The sequence below is a fragment of the Leptospira abararensis genome, assembly GCF_016918735.1.
Lineage (GTDB): Bacteria > Spirochaetota > Leptospiria > Leptospirales > Leptospiraceae > Leptospira_A > Leptospira_A abararensis.
On the sequence record NZ_JAFFPR010000060.1, the window covers coordinates 214,003 to 228,853 of the forward strand.

Here is a 14,851-nt window from a genome sequence, read left to right on the forward strand (position 1 = left end):
TGGACTAATTCTCAGAAATTTTTTACCTACTCCCATTCAATCATTTTAACTACATCTTTCAAACAGTCTTCTCTCATAGTTTGATCCTGTTTGATCATAGGAAGACCGGAATACCATTTGCCATCAGGATACTTTAAATCTACCCAATAAGAAAATAGAGTGGTTTCTCCGTTGTTGTTTTTGATTTCGATGTTCAGTAGTTTTAAATCGGAAACACCAGTCTCTTTATAAAACACTTCTCCATTGCGAGTCCGAATCCGAATTTTTTTCGGAACGACTTCAAAGGTGATTCCTTTTTTTTCTTCACGTTTTTGTTTGAGTTCCCAAGAGTCGATCCGTACGGAATCAAGTTCACTTACTGTTAACTTTTTTTTGTAAAGGATTCCATCTTTGGAATGTTCAAAAGACATCGACTGACTGCCGCTAGATGATTCTCCGCGAACTGTCCTTCCATCACAGAGGGTTAAGTTGATGACCCTAGATTCAGTAGAATCTTTGTCTCCACGAGCATTTCTTGGTTCCTTGGATTCTTCCATGGGGAGAGAGGGAAGATTTGGTTCTTTGGGCAATCGTGGTTCTCCGAGTACCGGAGAAAAAAATCCGAGGGTCCCTACCCAAAGAAAGAGTCGCAGTCGGATGAAGTTTTCCATATTCTGACCTTTATCCATGGATGCATTTCTTACTGCAACTTTTCAAACCCTTCCCCTGCCAGTTCTTTTACTCGTCATCATTGGCTCCATCCTCGTTTTGGGCAAAGCCGCTGACATACTTGTAGACGAGGCAGTCTCTCTTTCCACTCGTTGGGGAGTTCCCAAAATGATCATTGGGGCCACCATCGTAAGTTTAGGCACAACCCTTCCTGAAGTTTCTGTATCGGTGCTTTCCGCACTCGAAGGAAATCCAGGGATTGCTCTTGGAAATGCGGTTGGTTCCATTATCTGTGATACTGGCCTTATTTTAGGAATTGCGATATTAATTTCTCCACCTGACATCGACAAACGATTAGTGAACCGTCAAGGTTGGATCCAAGTACTTTCTGGATTTTTACTGGTTTTTGCTGCCCTTCCTTGGACTAACCTAACATCTGTTTTCTCTACTGGGGGACGTATCGACCAAGGAACTGGATTTGTATTTTTACTTCTTCTAGCCGTTTACATTTATTTAAGTATCCGTTGGTCCAGATCCAAACCAGGAGAATTGGAAGCAGGGATTGATGACACAACCGAATACGATTCCGCACCCTTTTGGATTGTATTATTAAAATTAGTGGGAGCCATCACATTTGTGATCCTTTCCTCGAAAGTGTTGATTCCTTCTGTTCAAGAAACGGCCGTTAGACTCTCGATTCCAGACTCCATCATTGGAGCCACACTTGTAGCCTTTGGAACTTCGCTTCCAGAGCTTGTCACTGCCATTCAAGCGTCACGGCGGGGACATTCGGAACTAGCAGTCGGAAATATCATCGGTGCGGATATTTTAAATGTTCTCTTTGTATCGGGAGCTGCCGCTGCTGTCACAAGAAATGGACTCGAAGCTCCGGTGAGTTTTTTTACATTCTACTTTCCTTCGATGCTGATTGTTCTCATTCTATTCCGCTTGGGAATTGTTTTTTCTAAAGACAAAATCAAACGACCATTTGGTGTATTTTTACTTTTCATCTACATTCTTGCCACGGCCGCAGGATTTGTTTTTAAAGGGTAAACTTTAAATCGGGTCCACCATCTCTTCCTAATCCAGAGGGGATGGTTCTTTTTATTCTCCATTCATCGTAACTCAACTCCACGAAATTCACTTCTTCTTTTGCGATCTCGGTTTCACAAAACAACCTTTGGGCACCTTGTCGTATTAACAATCTTCCTCCTTCGTTATCAAATTGTTTGGGATGATCAAATACGTAAATCTCACGGTTTTGTTCCATAGCACTATATGCAGTAGAAATCGTACCTGATTTTCGACCCGACTCCATAATGTATACTCTGTCCGCAAGACCCGAGATCACACGATTCCGTTTTGGGAATGTCCATTTGGCAGGTTCTGTTTTTAGTAAAAATTCAGTAAGAAGGAGTTGGTTTGAATCTTCTTTGATCCGTTTGTAAAGATCCCGATTCCCAGGAGGATATTCCATTCCCAAGGTAGTTCCGAGTACGCCGACCACAGGAACACCCCAGTCCAAAGCGGATAAGAATGCTTGCCTATCAATGCCAAGAGCCATACCGGAAACAACCGACAAATCCTTGTTTGTTGATAAAAATCGAACGAGTTCTTTTGTGGCAGATAGGGAAATAGGGGAAGACTTTCTTGTTCCTACAATGGCGACCAAAGGAGCTTGTAACAAGGCGAGATTTCCCATACAGGCAAATACCAAGGGTGGGTCATAAATTTCTTTTAGATTTTTGGGATACTCGGGGTCATAAAAACTCACAAGTTTCCAAAGGGGACTTTTGCCCGCTTCCCATTCTATACACTCTTTCAAACATTGGTTCCAGAAATCCTCTTCAAAGTAATTTGGCAGGACTTGATACAACTCAGAAAATTTGGTGTAATTACACCAAATTCTTGTTTTGCGAAGAAGAGGAGAGACCCTAGGATGCCCGAGAATCGAAACGACCACAATTTATGAGGTCAATTGGATTTGTTTTGGGCCCCTAATTGATTTAAGTTTTTGATCACATTACGATAAGAGGAATTTTCTTCCAGAGATTCCCGGATGGTTCCTTTTTCTTTCATCTCTTCCAAAATGGATTTGATACGAGTGTATTCATCATAGGCTAAGTTAGATTTCCCCACTTGGTATAAAAAGTTTGCTTTGGCAAACCTTGTCGGAACATTATAAGGTTCTTTCCGTAAAATTTGATCCAGAAGGGAAAATGCAGTTTCCACTTCATCATACCCACTCGTTAGTTTTCCATTCCAAACCTCATCCTTCAAAGAGGAATCAAAATAAACAAGTGCCAGTTGAAATGGAAACCGAGAATCCTCTTTGTCTAGTCTGGATAATTGTTTGAATAAATTGATGGCCCGACTGCGCCTTGTGGATTCCCAACCCATATCTTTGGAGGCATTAGCATAAGCGACTGCAGTCTCATATAACAATTGTTTATCTAACTTTCCTGATTGGATTGCCTTATCAAAATATGGTAAGGCGGATTCATATGAGTGGATTTCAAAACCACCTTGTTTTGCATTCGGAAGAGCCTCCGCCAAAGCTTCGTCATAATAACGAGCCCCCAGATCAGCGGAACCAGCCCGCATATAAGCCCTCGCGATCTTCCAAGAAAGGGCAGCGGATTGATTGGATTTTTGAACCATTTTTCGGATTCTTTTGTCCATCTCTTCGATTTCCGCCTCTTCTAAGGCCAACTTTTCTTTCCAATTGACAATGTCTTTTTCGGAAGCGGGTTCGCCTCCAATGCGTTTGCGGTATCTCGATTCGGTAAGTGACTTGAGGTAATCACAACCTGTGAAACTAAAGCCAAGAAGGACAAGTAGGATGCCCATTGGCAATAAAACCAAAGAAAACCTGCTGTTTTTTGTGCCCATCGGTTCGATTTTAGTTTCTTTCTTTTGGATGAAAAGAAAAAAATGTGATTATGTCTCATAGTTTTCGAAGGCTGGGTGAATCAGATCTTTCTCTCCTCCTCCAATGGGAATCTCTCTGTTTCCCCGGCGAGGAATGGACAGAAAAAATGATCCAAACCCATCTAGAATTCCATGTGGCTTTTGGTCTCGGAAATCCAGAAACGCAAAGTTATGCGCTCGTCTGCGAAACTCCTTGGGAGATAGAAATCTTTCGGATCGCAACTCTTCCCAACTATCGAAAGTTAGGTTTAGCTAAGGAACTTATCTTGGCTCTCTTCCGAGAATTTCCTAAAAAAGAATTTTTTCTGGAAGTTAAGGAATCAAATGAAGCAGCCATCAGACTTTACCAGTCCGTTGGTTTTATAGAATTAGAGAGACGTAAAAAATACTATCCAGACGGCTCCACAGCCGTTCTGATGAAAAGGAATCTACCTGAATGAAAAATGCATATGTCACTGGCGCATCCCAAGGAATTGGAAAAGAATTTGTTCGAGCCCTCGCGAAAGACTACAATGTTTTTTTGATATCGCGGACTGAATCCGATTTAAAAAAAGTAATTTTAGAATTAGAACCTAAATCTCGCGGTATTTTAAAATACTTTGCGCTCGATCTTACCAAAAAGAAAGATGTGGAAGAACTCGCAGAAATCATAACAAAAGATAAAGATGCAGAACTTGTCGTGAACAATGCGGGGTTTGGAACTGTAGGTGAGTTTGCTACTTTGCCACTCGACAAAGAACTAGATGAAGTAAATTTAAATGTAAAAACTCTCGTCCATTTAAGTCATGTTGCACTGAACCGATTCAAAAAAAATAAAAAAGGTTATTTGATTAACGTGGCATCTATCGCAGGTTACCTGCCAGCTCCAGGTAGTGCGATTTATGCAGCAACCAAAGCTTTTGTAAAATCATTTACCGAATCCATCCATGAAGAAGCAAAACTTCACGGCATTTATGTACAAGCACTTTGTCCTGGACTTACTCATTCCGACTTCCACCAAAGAGCAGGAATTAGTAAATCTAAATATCCATCTTTTATGTGGCAGGATGCAGATGTAGTAGTTGAAGAATCACTGAGTGCACTTAGTCATAACCAAGCAGTTTGTATCACTGGTTCCTTTAACCAAGGAGCGATTACTATTTCCGAACTCATTCCACGAGGCTTTTTACGAAGGTTAAGCGGAAAATACTTAAAACTAGAAGAGGAATAGAATCGAATGGATGTTGCAAAATTAGATGCCTGGTATCGTAGATTACTTATAATCTTTTCCATTATCGCCGGAGGATTCCAAGCATACTACGAAGGCAATGTTTGGATAAACGCAGTCTTTGTGGTTTTAATGGCAGGGGTTGTGGGTTACTTCACCAATTTCCTTGCCATCAAAATGTTATTCCAACCTAAACATGGTAAGGTTCTTGGTTGGTCCGGGCTTGTTCCCAAAAACAAATCTAAAATTGCAAAATCACTCGGCGAAAGTATCCAAAGTAACTTACTTCATCCAGATATCATCTTATCTTATATCTACGAACGTAATTTGGTCGAAACGGGAATCCAAAAAATAGTCAAAGAAATTGATGAAGCTATTCATAATGTAGAAATTCGAACCATGCTCGTGACTAAAATCATTTCTATGCTTAAAGCTAGAGGGCCTGAGATTTTAGAAGTTATCTTTGATTTTTCCGAAGAAACCATGAAAAAAATGGCCGAACGCCCAGAGGAAATTCAAAAACTTTGGGACTATGCGAAAGATCGCCTAACATATTATTTAACCGAAGAAGCCAATCGCGAAGATTTAGGGAAACAACTACGAGTGGTCCTTCTGGAAGAGATGCCAAAACTTGCCAACCTACTCAACGAAGGTTTAGAAGAGTATTTAAAAACAAGAAGCACACTTGGAAAAATTGGAATCGGTGTTAAAAAGATATTTTCCTTTAACGAGGAGGCCATCCGCGAACTTTTGGAACGTTTTGTAAAAGATCCAGAAACATCTGACCAGTTCATGAAGATGTTGGATGAAATGATGGCCGGTCTCCAAGAACGATTGAACTCTAAAGAAACACAAGAATTCATTACTGGAAAAATTTCTAACTGGTTGGAAGCCAGTGGGGACTATGCAAGACAAAACCTACTGCCTTCTGGAATTGAACGTCTACAAGATTATTTAGATGATCCCAACAACTGGGAAGAAATTGAAAAAAACTTTTTTCGAGCAGTAGATTGGGTAAAAAAACGCCTTCTAGAATTTATGAATAGTGAAGAGGGAAAAGTTTATCTCAAAACCAATATTGAAAAATTTGTCCACAATATCAATGTGACTGCTCTTGTGGAAGAACGAGTGATGGCACTTGACACCGATGATTTAGAAAAAATGATATTGGACAATACTGGTGGGAATCTTGTCGTGATACAATTCTTAGGTGGAATTTTAGGAATGATTGCCGGACTTATCCAAGTTCATATCTATTTTTCTGTTCCAGTGGGCGCTCTTGTTCTCATTACCTATATTGCACATTATAGAAACCAGAAACGTTTTCCAATGGAATCACAAGAAACACCATGAACTCCAAATACAAAATCTCCTATTTTACCATTTTTATTTTTTTTAACATCCTACTTGGATTCACGATGCAATGTGCGGAAAAAAAAAGTTTTGTTAAATTGGTTTCAAAGGAAAATGATACAGGGCTTTTGTATTTGATTCGACCTGAACACCCTGCACTTTCCCTTTGGAACTACGAATGTTTGTTATCACATTATCCAGATAAATTCTCTTCTCGGATCCAACCAAACCCTATTTATAAAATAGAACTTCAAAATGCCTCACTCGGTTATCTTCGATTACAAGAAGGAACCTATCGATTGGATGTAGTTGGGAAACCAGATGCAACAAAAGTATTTCAAATCAAAAAAGGAGAAGAGAAATACATAGAACTAAAAATCTTTAGTGAAACAAAGATTAGCAGGAGCGAACTAACCTTTCGAGAAATTGATCGAGAGTTCACCTTGTCAGAAGTCCTTTCGGTTCCTGTTTTCGTAGAGCACCAGTTTTTATCAGTACAAATGCCTGTTGAGTAAAACTAAAAACTCTTTTGCAAACTTGGATTGGCCTAGGTTCATCCAGTCCACATGCCCACCACCACGGATTTCCCAAAAAACCTTTGGTTCGCCAGCCAAGCCAAAAATTTGTTTTCCATTCTCAAAAAAAACAACTGTATCTTCGGTTCCATGAATGATGAGAAGTGGGATCGGAGAAAGTTTGGCAATCGAATCACGGGGACTTGTGCGATCGTGAAAAAGCCAGGCGAAGAGATTTCCTACTGGAGGGAAAAGCACATGGTTCATTGTTTGTTTGGCAACTTCTCGATAAGACGGGAACGAACCATCAATACAAAATAAAACCACTTCATTTTTATCTTTCCAATCAGAAAGAGTCTGCATAGCAATGGCTCCACCCAAACTTTGACCATATACAATCAACTTTGTACCTTTATCTCTGGCCTGTTGCAACGCGAAGTCCAAAACAAGTTTGCTATCTTCCAATATATCGTATGGATCTGGCTCTCCTTCTGAATCCCCATAACCTCTATAGTCAAATACAATCAGCTCATAACCATGATTCACAAGCCAAACTAGGGATAAAAAATGAGCACTCATGTTTTGCCCGTTCCCATGAAATTGTAAGATGACTGCTTTCGGAGTATCAATCTTTTTAGAGTAAATTCTCCAAACATTCAACCTCACACCATCCTTGGCAGTAAGGAATGTCGAATCATACGAAAACCCCATTTGTTTAGGAGTAAAATAAGTTTCTTTCGTTGGATGATAATACAACGAAGAACAATTGATAAAAACAAAACTAAAACAGATAATGATATGATATAAGTGCTTCTTCATAAAACCTTTCTCCATTGACTTCCAATCGTAACTCATGTGTATTTGAAAATGCATACCTAATTTTAAACGTTGCATAATAAGTATTTAAATTATGGCTTAATTGATAATTTTGAGCCGTAGCTCCGGTATAAATTTTCCAAGGACCCCATTCATTTTGATAAAGCAAACTTAAGTTTCCCCCATAACGGACCCCATTCTCAAACATCCTTCCGTTCTGAACCTTAATCCCTGCAAGAACACTGAGCACACCCATACTCATTGGAGTTTTCCCAAATTCATTTGAAAAAGAATATCCAAATCTTAAATCGAAGTTACCAACTTGTTTTCGCAGGGTTTCATCATTGTTCCGATAAACAGCTGTCTGAATTCCTGTGTCAAAAACATAAGAAAAATCTTTTGAAATTGAGTTATAGGGATTTAAGGAGGTAACCTTCACCGCACTCATCGACGTTAGTTCAGGTTTTTTATTTTCGTAGGTGCGAACTGTAGTATCAAAAAAAGCTAACTCCGAATTAGGTGCATGTCCTTTACCTACATTCATTAAATCATGATAAGCAATTCTGTATTGGAACTCAGCAAAATTCCCCAAAGAAGATGTACCGAAGGAAGTGGCAACTCGACTCAGCGGATGAGAAGCTTCTGGTGGAGTTGATAAAGGAACTTGCTCATTTGCGGTATACTCATCATTTTGTTTACTTCGAAAAATTAATAGTTTATCATAATACTCTTTATGTTGTTTTGATAAGGTACCTTTGTTTGCATAACGATAACGGTATGTATCTAAAACAGCATCAGTCACAAGAGACATACGGAAATTCTCTTTTGGTTCCGGCAAAAAAGCATTTTCAAAACGTATCATTTCCCAATAGGTTGTTCTTTCCTCTTCGGACATATCATAAATTTTGTATTTAATTTTGGAATAGAGGGATGGACGATATTTTCTTGAAATCACAAATCCATCTTCAGCTAAGTAAAGTTTAATGGTGTCACCAGGTGCGACGATCCAACCAGTTTTTTTACTAATATCTAATCCAGGAATGGCAACTTCTAATATCTCCATCAAATGATAAGAGCAGTTCTCATTGATAAAAAAGTAATCAAAATCAGCTCGGCCCATTTCCCAAAGATGACGCAAAAACCTTTCCCTTTCCTCAGGTTTTAACTTCAGTTTGTATTCCCAAAGGTCACGACTTTCCATATCATTGTATTCATTGACTTTCAGATAATAGGGAAATATAGCAAAACTACCAGGATATCCTCCGGTCAGCCCCCGATATGCATAAGAAAATGGATCCATTTCTCCTGGGGTTGCTGCATAATTCACTCCATAATCCAACAACTCGGCATTTTCATTTACCTTATTATTGAGTTTGAGGAGTGTATGACCAAACATAGATGCAGGTGCTTGCATATAATAAGAAGAAAAAACTACCGATAAGGATTCTGGATTTAATGCCTCTTTCCAAGCTTCAAACCTTTCGCAAGGAACTTCCGTTAATCGGTTTTGGTCAAACTTTAACTTTTCTTTTAGCCAATGGTAGCGTTCCGGGTAAGCACATTGTGGGTGTTGTAAACCTTCGGGAATTGGTTCTTCGGTAAAAAAACTGTGGAGTGTTGCGATTAATTCTTTTTCAGGATTGTGTTTCCCATCTTCAAAGAGAAAGTAACGTTTGTTATCTACTTCACTTTCCCAATTCCCCCACCTAGTTTTTTTAAAACGCAAAAGCCGGTACCAATGTATGTCCTCGGCCAAATGTATTTCTTTCGATTCATCGATGAGTTCTTGGAGGTACTGCTGAGCCTTGAGAGATTTAGGAATTTCCTGACCTTGTTTTCTTGCCGTTAAAAAATCTAGTTCTAGTATATTGATGCTAGGAGGTTCTATCGCTCCAAGCGAAGAGGTAAAGATGAGAAAAAGAAGAGTTAGTAAGTACAGAGGAAACACCAGAGTATCCAAATAATCGGATACTCTGATTTTTTACAAAGGTTTAGATTTTACAGTAATTTTTTACTGTTTGGTCTTTTTCCAAAGTTTCGTGAAGATTGGACAACATCAAACTTGGGTTGGCTTTCGATTCTTCTGTGAAGATTCTAGAGTAGTTTTCTTTCACTACTTCATTGAAACGAACACCAGATTTGCACTCAAAAAGAGTTGCTAGGTTAGAAAGTTTTTCCCCTTTCCCAGCTGCCATTTCTTGTTCCAAACTATCAAAATTCATATGCACATAAATTTCACGTGCATGTTCTTTTTGAGCAACGCCATCTGCTGTACAGTTAGACGTTCCAGTAGTGATACCAAAAGTTTGGCTTCCTGCTGTTCCGTTTGTAGTAGCAACAAAAATCTGGTTGCCACCAGGCATTACTAGAGTTCCAAGACCGCATCCTGCCATTCCATATTTAGGTGCAGCAGACATTTGAGAAGCAAGAAGAACCATGGAGATTCCGATTGTGGAGATGAGTGTTAACTTTTTCATTTTATTTCATATCTCCTTAGATTTGTGAACAAGACTTAGCGAGGATTTTATCGCTTTTAACTTCTGATTTAACCGCGGAAAGAACGCTTGCAGGTGTAGAATCCTCAGTGATGAGTTTAGCATAGTTTTCTTTCGTTACTTGGCCAAATCTGGATAAAGAATCGCTAGAACAACCAAGAAGGTTTCCGAGAGATTCTAACTTTTCCCCTTTCCCTGAAGCCATTTCTTGGCCTAAAGAATCGTAGTTCATAGTGATGAACAACTCTTGCACTTTGTCCTGTTTTACAACACCATCAGCAGTACAGTTGGATGTTCCAGATGTAATACCAAAAGTTTGGTTTCCGTAGATCCCGTTGGATGTCGCCGCTAAAATTTGCGTTTTGTCATTGCCCTGAATGATTAACGTTCCGAGTCCACAACCAGCCATACCATATTTTTTTGCTTCTACAGATGTAGATGTCATTGCGACAGCTACAACGGCAAAAGACAAAAATAGGATTGAGGTAATTCTTTTTCCCATTTCGAATTCTCCTTTTGAAACTTTCGAATCAAATTCCGTCGAAATCTATCAGTATAATTACTTTAGTCAAAAACTTTTTGAGTTATTTATGAAATTCTAACCTTTGATTTTCTGAGAGGTTTACAATTAACCATCAGGGAAATAGAAAGATTCTAAAAATAGATCAGCTCTTTTATAATCTAATATCAGAGATCTCTGCTGTTTAGCTCCATCCGATCCCGACCGAAAAGGCCAACCCTCTCCCATAAAACGAAACCGATACAAAGAGAAGTTCAGAATATTAGGTGAAAATTTTCGAAGCCTTTATGAACATCGTTCAAAATTGCAGAAAAAGGCCATGCAAGGAAAACTTTAAGTTACAATTACGTTTTGCTTTTTCAAATTTCGGGCATTTTAAAAACATAATTGTAAGGAATTCAAGGACCCAATTTTTTCCTTCAGGGAGGGGAGAACTGAACAAGTGTCATACTTTTACAAAAATTGAATTTTTATGTTACTAAAGTTTTTTTTTGTTTACGTTACCTGTTAGATTATGCCATTCTTGCTCCAAATTATTAGGAGAAATGATGAAAACATCGAAACTGTTAATCGCTGCTGCGGTTGCATCGTTGGTATTAGCAAATTGCGCTTCACCAACAATTAAAGAAATTAACGAAACTGCTGTCGCTATCGCAAAAGAAGCGAAAGAATTAAAGGCAAACGGAAAGGTAGAGGAAGCAATCCGAGTAATCAATGTTATTGACGTTTTACACCCGAACGATCCCCTGCTTAACGAAATCAAAAGTGGAGCTACGGCAGAACAAATTGAGTCAGTAACTCCTTCTGTAATGTTAGGTTACAACAAAGCCATCCGAGCAAAAGTGCAACCGACTACAACTGAAAAAGTATTATGGTACATTCCAGACAGAATTTTTGACCTTGTTGACCAAATTGAATTATGGATCCATCTTGGACCACAAATCGGAATTGGTGGTCACGTAACTCGTGCAGTCCAAGTTGAGGCCTACACTGGCGCAACGGTTGCACTCGGTGGTGGACAAAAGAAAATGCTTGGTTTCAAATCAGAAGCAAATACTGAAATCGGTGTTGGGCCAGTGGTAGCTGCCGGAGTATTTGGTGCAAAAGTGGGAACAGGTGGACTCGCTTACAATGCAGACGCTCTTTGGTTCCACAAACCTTCAGAAGCAATCTACCAAACTTACCGCGACTATTGGGGACTTGGTGCGCATGGAGGATTCATTTTCCTTGGTGCTGAATTTGAATACCACCCATTAGAAATTTATGACTTTTTCGCTGGTATCTTCCTTTACGATCCAATGAATGACGACTTTGCAACTACAAGAAAACTTCAATACACATCTAGACAATCTGGATTGATTAGAAATTTCTCTAAGAGTGTAGGTAGTTTAGAAGAAGAAGACATTGCAATGTATAAAAAAGAATACCCAACTATCAATGTTGGAGCAGCAACAACTCCGGAAGCACCTAAGAAAAAATAACTTTTTCTTTTTTCCTCTGGAAACGAAAAGCCAACCCAAACTTGGGTTGGCTTTTTTATTTATTTTACTTTCAATGTTAGTTGGTATAACATTTCTCTTTCAAATTCTTCCACATGGATCTTGTAAGCATTCGCCGGGGGAACCTCATCCTGGGTAAAAAAGGTTTGTAATCCCTCATTAGGCCACATCCAAATTGCTGAAACAATCGTATAAGGCCTGCTATAATAAAAACTGTTTTGGTATTTTAAATTTTTATCAAAGACAATAAAAAAAGTTTCTGCTTTTGATTCTTCATATATGGGAACGAGCCCTAATGTGATTATCCCGAAAAAACCAGTAATGGCATTGATCGCTGATTTGGTTCTTTCATGATAATAAGGCAAATGTACAGCCATTACGATATAATCTGCATCTATTTTGCGAAGTGCGAATTTATCTTTTTTCCCCTTAGCAGGCACAAGGATTTTCTCGATTTCGCTTTTACCAGAGGCTTCTGTAACCCTCAAGTATTCAATTACAAATCTTTTGACATCCGAAGCATCTACGGGTATAATTTTATCAGTAATGGCCTGATCAATATATTTCCCATTTTTAAAAAACTTATACGTTTGGGATTGATAATCTACTTCCGCATACGTTTCTTTTGTGAGAAGGCTACTATCTTTACTTGCCACTCGGTAGGTATGGAAACCGAACAAAGCAATTTTAGGTGCTGTTTTCTTTGTAACCAACTCTTCCCAATGTTCATCGACTTTTTTTTGATTTTCGGGGCGAATCGTATAACTTGTCTCGTAAACGTAACGACTACAATTCATCATAAGCAGGAGGAGAAAAACAAGGTAAATCTTTTGATTCATATTCAATTTCATATTTTATCCACTAACATTACCCATCATTTATTATCGGATGAATCTATCAATATTTCTTCTTCTAACAAAAGGTTTTCGGAAAGTAGGCAGCGATAACTATAAACTAATCTCCAAAAAATTCAATCCCCGAATAAACCAACCTTGGTTTTCCATCGATTGTTTTTAGATCCATCCGTTCCCCTAAATTCCGACCAAATCCCAAAATCCTAAGACTTGTAGGTGATTCCATTTTAAGAGGCAAGGTGACAGTATTTTCCATACCACCTAGCGAGTAAGTAACGGTAGAGGCTAAAAAACCACGTTTGTCTTTTTTAAGTTCCACTTGAGGAATAAGAGAATAAGGATCGTTCGTTTGGTAAGTGGTGAAGTAAGACTTGTCCGGTAACTTTTGGTCCGGTTGGAAAAGAAGGGCAAAACCAATACTTCCTTTCGCAACTTCTCGAGAATAGAGGGTAAAAACTTTTTCCCCTTCCCAGGTTTCAAATTCGATCCGAAAACTTTCGATGGTTGGATCTTTTACTGGAACAAGGCCAAAAAACAAACGTAAGTCGGCACCAAACCGGTTCTCTCGTTCCACTAAATCAAAGTTAAGTCCCATGATTTCTAGCTGAGGCGTTTTTTCCTGCTTTAACTCATGAACCCCAAAAGGAGATACATAGAGCCCCAAATATCCATCCAACCGGTTTTGTTCTTTACGTTCCGGCAGAGGTGGAGATTCTAATTGCGAACCAGTTTTGTATTCATAAATAAGATCCAAAATTTCTTTGTTCGTTGGTTGGATGGCCCCTGTTCCCAAACCCAATGTATTCCCGGCAAGGAAACTCGCAGTTTCCGTTTCTTCTTCATACACCAAATCAGCGAAGTAAGGTGGTAAAGAACCCGAATGCCCGGAGATCCAAACCGGTTTTCCCAAAGCTCGCATCTCTGTAAGTAAAACAGGAAGACCCAGTTTCATTTCAAAATTAGATGTAGGACCAGTTTGGATGCGATGGAACTCCGCAAAACTTTCTTTGGAAAGTAAGCCTTTGTTTTTTTTACTCAAAAAAAAAGATTTCATAAAGAGCCCCATATCTTCCCCGGTAGTAGAAAGAGAGCCTGCAGTTATATCTCGAATGAGAGGACGACTCGTTTTTGTTTTCCAAAAAAATCCCTGGTAACCTGGAACTAGTTCCGATCCTTCATGAAACTCAAGTAAGGTGGAATGTTTCATCCCTGCTTTGGAAAATATTTCTTTTTGAAAGTAATCTTCGATTCCCAACCCAGAGACTCGTTCAATCACTGTTCCCAAAAGACCAAAACCAAAATTGGAATAAGAATGGACTTTGTTCGGTTCCTTTCTTTCTATCTGGCTAAGTTGTTTGGGAAGAGCGCGAAACGAATCCAAAACTTCCGTATCATTTGCCTCAGGTGAAATAAAAAAACCAGAAGCTAAATCAGAGGGAAGACCCGAGCTATGGGTCAGGATATCTCGGATTGTGATCTCTCTAAGGTTTGGCTCCATTTTTTGCATCTCTTTGATTTCCGGGATGTAACGGGAAACAAGATCATCTAACTTCAGTTTGCCTTTATCCTGCAATTGCAAAAGGGCAATTCCTGTAAATAGTTTGGTGATACTTCCAATTTTAAACCTTTGGATCGGATCGGACTTCTCCCCTCCTAGTTTTCCTGATTTGATTTTACCATCACCTAACAAATACATATATGACAAAGATTGAATTCCAGAGTTTTGCAATTCTTCTATTTTGGATTGAATCACCTTCTCAGTAGCATCAATGTTATTATGATAAACCTCTTTCGGTTTTTCTTGCAAAGAAGAACATTGGAGTAAAATTAGAATGTTTAAAAAAAGGAAAAAGGATTTTGATTTGCGATTCGAAAAAGGAGGAAGGGGAAAAAAGAATGGCAATGATTTTAAGGAGAGGAGTGAATCTTCCTTTTCCTTCGCTTTTGCCTTCATCGAAGGCTTAGTTTTTTGGCGCGAGCCTTTGGATTTCATTCCCCTAAAAAAATAGAATC

At 38.9% G+C, this 14,851-nt stretch carries 15 protein-coding genes; 6 read left to right on the forward strand and 9 right to left on the reverse strand.

Annotated features, from left to right (window positions below; translation table 11 throughout):
• Positions 1–26: 26 nt before the first annotated feature.
• On the reverse strand, positions 27–668 hold the full coding sequence (locus JWG40_RS18280; protein WP_205287195.1) for a hypothetical protein: 642 nt from the start codon (positions 666–668) through the stop codon (positions 27–29).
• Between JWG40_RS18280 and JWG40_RS18285 the strand changes: the two genes are divergently transcribed.
• On the forward strand, positions 667–1,701 hold the full coding sequence (locus JWG40_RS18285; protein ID WP_205287196.1) for a calcium/sodium antiporter: 1,035 nt from the start codon (positions 667–669) through the stop codon (positions 1,699–1,701). The genes JWG40_RS18280 and JWG40_RS18285 overlap by 2 nt on opposite strands.
• Here JWG40_RS18285 and JWG40_RS18290 read toward each other — a convergent pair.
• Both JWG40_RS18290 and JWG40_RS18295 read right to left on the reverse strand, forming a co-directional pair.
• Positions 1,691–2,611 (reverse strand): DNA-processing protein DprA, encoded by a 921-nt coding sequence (locus tag JWG40_RS18290; protein ID WP_205287197.1) that lies wholly within the window; start codon positions 2,609–2,611, stop codon positions 1,691–1,693. The two genes, JWG40_RS18285 and JWG40_RS18290, sit on opposite strands and share 11 nt — an antisense overlap.
• Before the next feature lie 11 nt (positions 2,612–2,622).
• Complete coding sequence (locus JWG40_RS18295) at positions 2,623–3,540, reverse strand: tetratricopeptide repeat protein (RefSeq protein ID WP_205287198.1); 918 nt, start codon at positions 3,538–3,540, stop codon at positions 2,623–2,625.
• Positions 3,541–3,590: 50 nt separating this feature from the next.
• On the opposite strand from JWG40_RS18295, the gene JWG40_RS18300 reads away from it, so the two are divergent.
• The 4 genes from JWG40_RS18300 to JWG40_RS18315 are packed head-to-tail and all read left to right on the forward strand — an operon-like array spanning position 3,591 to position 6,654.
• Complete coding sequence (locus tag JWG40_RS18300; RefSeq protein WP_205287199.1) at positions 3,591–4,019, forward strand: GNAT family N-acetyltransferase; 429 nt, start codon at positions 3,591–3,593, stop codon at positions 4,017–4,019.
• Positions 4,016–4,789 carry an SDR family NAD(P)-dependent oxidoreductase gene (locus JWG40_RS18305; protein WP_205287200.1) on the forward strand — a complete coding sequence of 258 codons (774 nt, stop codon included), beginning with the start codon at positions 4,016–4,018 and terminating at the stop codon, positions 4,787–4,789. Before JWG40_RS18300 ends, JWG40_RS18305 begins: the two co-directional genes overlap by 4 nt.
• A gap of 6 nt (positions 4,790–4,795) precedes the next feature.
• Entirely contained in the window at positions 4,796–6,139 is a 1,344-nt protein-coding gene (locus tag JWG40_RS18310; RefSeq protein WP_205287201.1) for a DUF445 family protein, read from the forward strand.
• Entirely contained in the window at positions 6,136–6,654 is a 519-nt protein-coding gene (locus JWG40_RS18315; RefSeq protein ID WP_205287202.1) for a hypothetical protein, read from the forward strand. The genes JWG40_RS18310 and JWG40_RS18315 overlap by 4 nt, the downstream gene beginning before the upstream one ends.
• Here the strand turns inward: JWG40_RS18315 and JWG40_RS18320 are convergent.
• Genes JWG40_RS18320 through JWG40_RS18335 form a run of 4 tightly spaced genes read right to left on the reverse strand, consistent with a single transcriptional unit; the run spans position 6,631 to position 10,467 of the window.
• Entirely contained in the window at positions 6,631–7,473 is an 843-nt protein-coding gene (locus tag JWG40_RS18320; RefSeq protein ID WP_232369485.1) for an alpha/beta hydrolase, read from the reverse strand. The genes JWG40_RS18315 and JWG40_RS18320 overlap by 24 nt on opposite strands.
• Positions 7,436–9,418: an Lnb N-terminal periplasmic domain-containing protein gene (locus JWG40_RS18325; RefSeq protein ID WP_205287203.1), complete on the reverse strand. Its 1,983-nt coding sequence runs from the start codon at positions 9,416–9,418 to the stop codon at positions 7,436–7,438. The genes JWG40_RS18320 and JWG40_RS18325 overlap by 38 nt, the downstream gene beginning before the upstream one ends.
• A 43-nt stretch (positions 9,419–9,461) precedes the next feature.
• Positions 9,462–9,947, reverse strand: coding sequence for a DUF3015 family protein (locus tag JWG40_RS18330; protein ID WP_205287204.1), 486 nt, complete (start codon positions 9,945–9,947; stop codon positions 9,462–9,464).
• A 16-nt stretch (positions 9,948–9,963) separates the two neighbouring features.
• Entirely contained in the window at positions 9,964–10,467 is a 504-nt protein-coding gene (locus tag JWG40_RS18335; RefSeq protein WP_205287205.1) for a DUF3015 domain-containing protein, read from the reverse strand.
• 566 nt (positions 10,468–11,033) lie between these two features.
• Here JWG40_RS18335 and JWG40_RS18340 point away from each other — a divergent pair.
• Positions 11,034–11,966 carry a hypothetical protein gene (locus JWG40_RS18340; RefSeq protein WP_205287206.1) on the forward strand — a complete coding sequence of 311 codons (933 nt, stop codon included), beginning with the start codon at positions 11,034–11,036 and terminating at the stop codon, positions 11,964–11,966.
• Between the two features lie 59 nt (positions 11,967–12,025).
• Here JWG40_RS18340 and JWG40_RS18345 read toward each other — a convergent pair whose 3' ends face one another.
• Entirely contained in the window at positions 12,026–12,823 is a 798-nt protein-coding gene (locus JWG40_RS18345) for an Lp29 family lipoprotein (protein ID WP_205287207.1), read from the reverse strand.
• Between the two features lie 115 nt (positions 12,824–12,938).
• A complete protein-coding gene (locus JWG40_RS18350; protein ID WP_205287208.1) occupies positions 12,939–14,831 on the reverse strand; it encodes a serine hydrolase domain-containing protein in 1,893 nt (630 codons plus the stop codon).
• Positions 14,832–14,851: the final 20 nt, after the last annotated feature.

Bases quoted from the DNA above. Each gene is read 5' to 3' on its own strand.
- JWG40_RS18310 (WP_205287201.1), top strand. From the start codon at position 4,796: ATGGATGTTGCAAAATTAGATGCCTGGTATCGTAGATTACTTATAATC.
- JWG40_RS18330 (WP_205287204.1), bottom strand. From the start codon at position 9,947: ATGAAAAAGTTAACACTCATCTCCACAATCGGAATCTCCATGGTTCTT.
- JWG40_RS18280 (WP_205287195.1), bottom strand. From the start codon at position 668: ATGGATAAAGGTCAGAATATGGAAAACTTCATCCGACTGCGACTCTTT.
- JWG40_RS18305 (WP_205287200.1), top strand. From the start codon at position 4,016: ATGAAAAATGCATATGTCACTGGCGCATCCCAAGGAATTGGAAAAGAA.
- JWG40_RS18320 (WP_232369485.1), bottom strand. From the start codon at position 7,473: ATGAAGAAGCACTTATATCATATCATTATCTGTTTTAGTTTTGTTTTT.
- JWG40_RS18295 (WP_205287198.1), bottom strand. From the start codon at position 3,540: ATGGGCACAAAAAACAGCAGGTTTTCTTTGGTTTTATTGCCAATGGGC.
- JWG40_RS18285 (WP_205287196.1), top strand. From the start codon at position 667: ATGGATGCATTTCTTACTGCAACTTTTCAAACCCTTCCCCTGCCAGTT.
- JWG40_RS18345 (WP_205287207.1), bottom strand. From the start codon at position 12,823: ATGAATCAAAAGATTTACCTTGTTTTTCTCCTCCTGCTTATGATGAAT.
- JWG40_RS18350 (WP_205287208.1), bottom strand. From the start codon at position 14,831: ATGAAATCCAAAGGCTCGCGCCAAAAAACTAAGCCTTCGATGAAGGCA.
- JWG40_RS18300 (WP_205287199.1), top strand. From the start codon at position 3,591: ATGTCTCATAGTTTTCGAAGGCTGGGTGAATCAGATCTTTCTCTCCTC.
- JWG40_RS18315 (WP_205287202.1), top strand. From the start codon at position 6,136: ATGAACTCCAAATACAAAATCTCCTATTTTACCATTTTTATTTTTTTT.
- JWG40_RS18335 (WP_205287205.1), bottom strand. From the start codon at position 10,467: ATGGGAAAAAGAATTACCTCAATCCTATTTTTGTCTTTTGCCGTTGTA.
- JWG40_RS18340 (WP_205287206.1), top strand. From the start codon at position 11,034: ATGAAAACATCGAAACTGTTAATCGCTGCTGCGGTTGCATCGTTGGTA.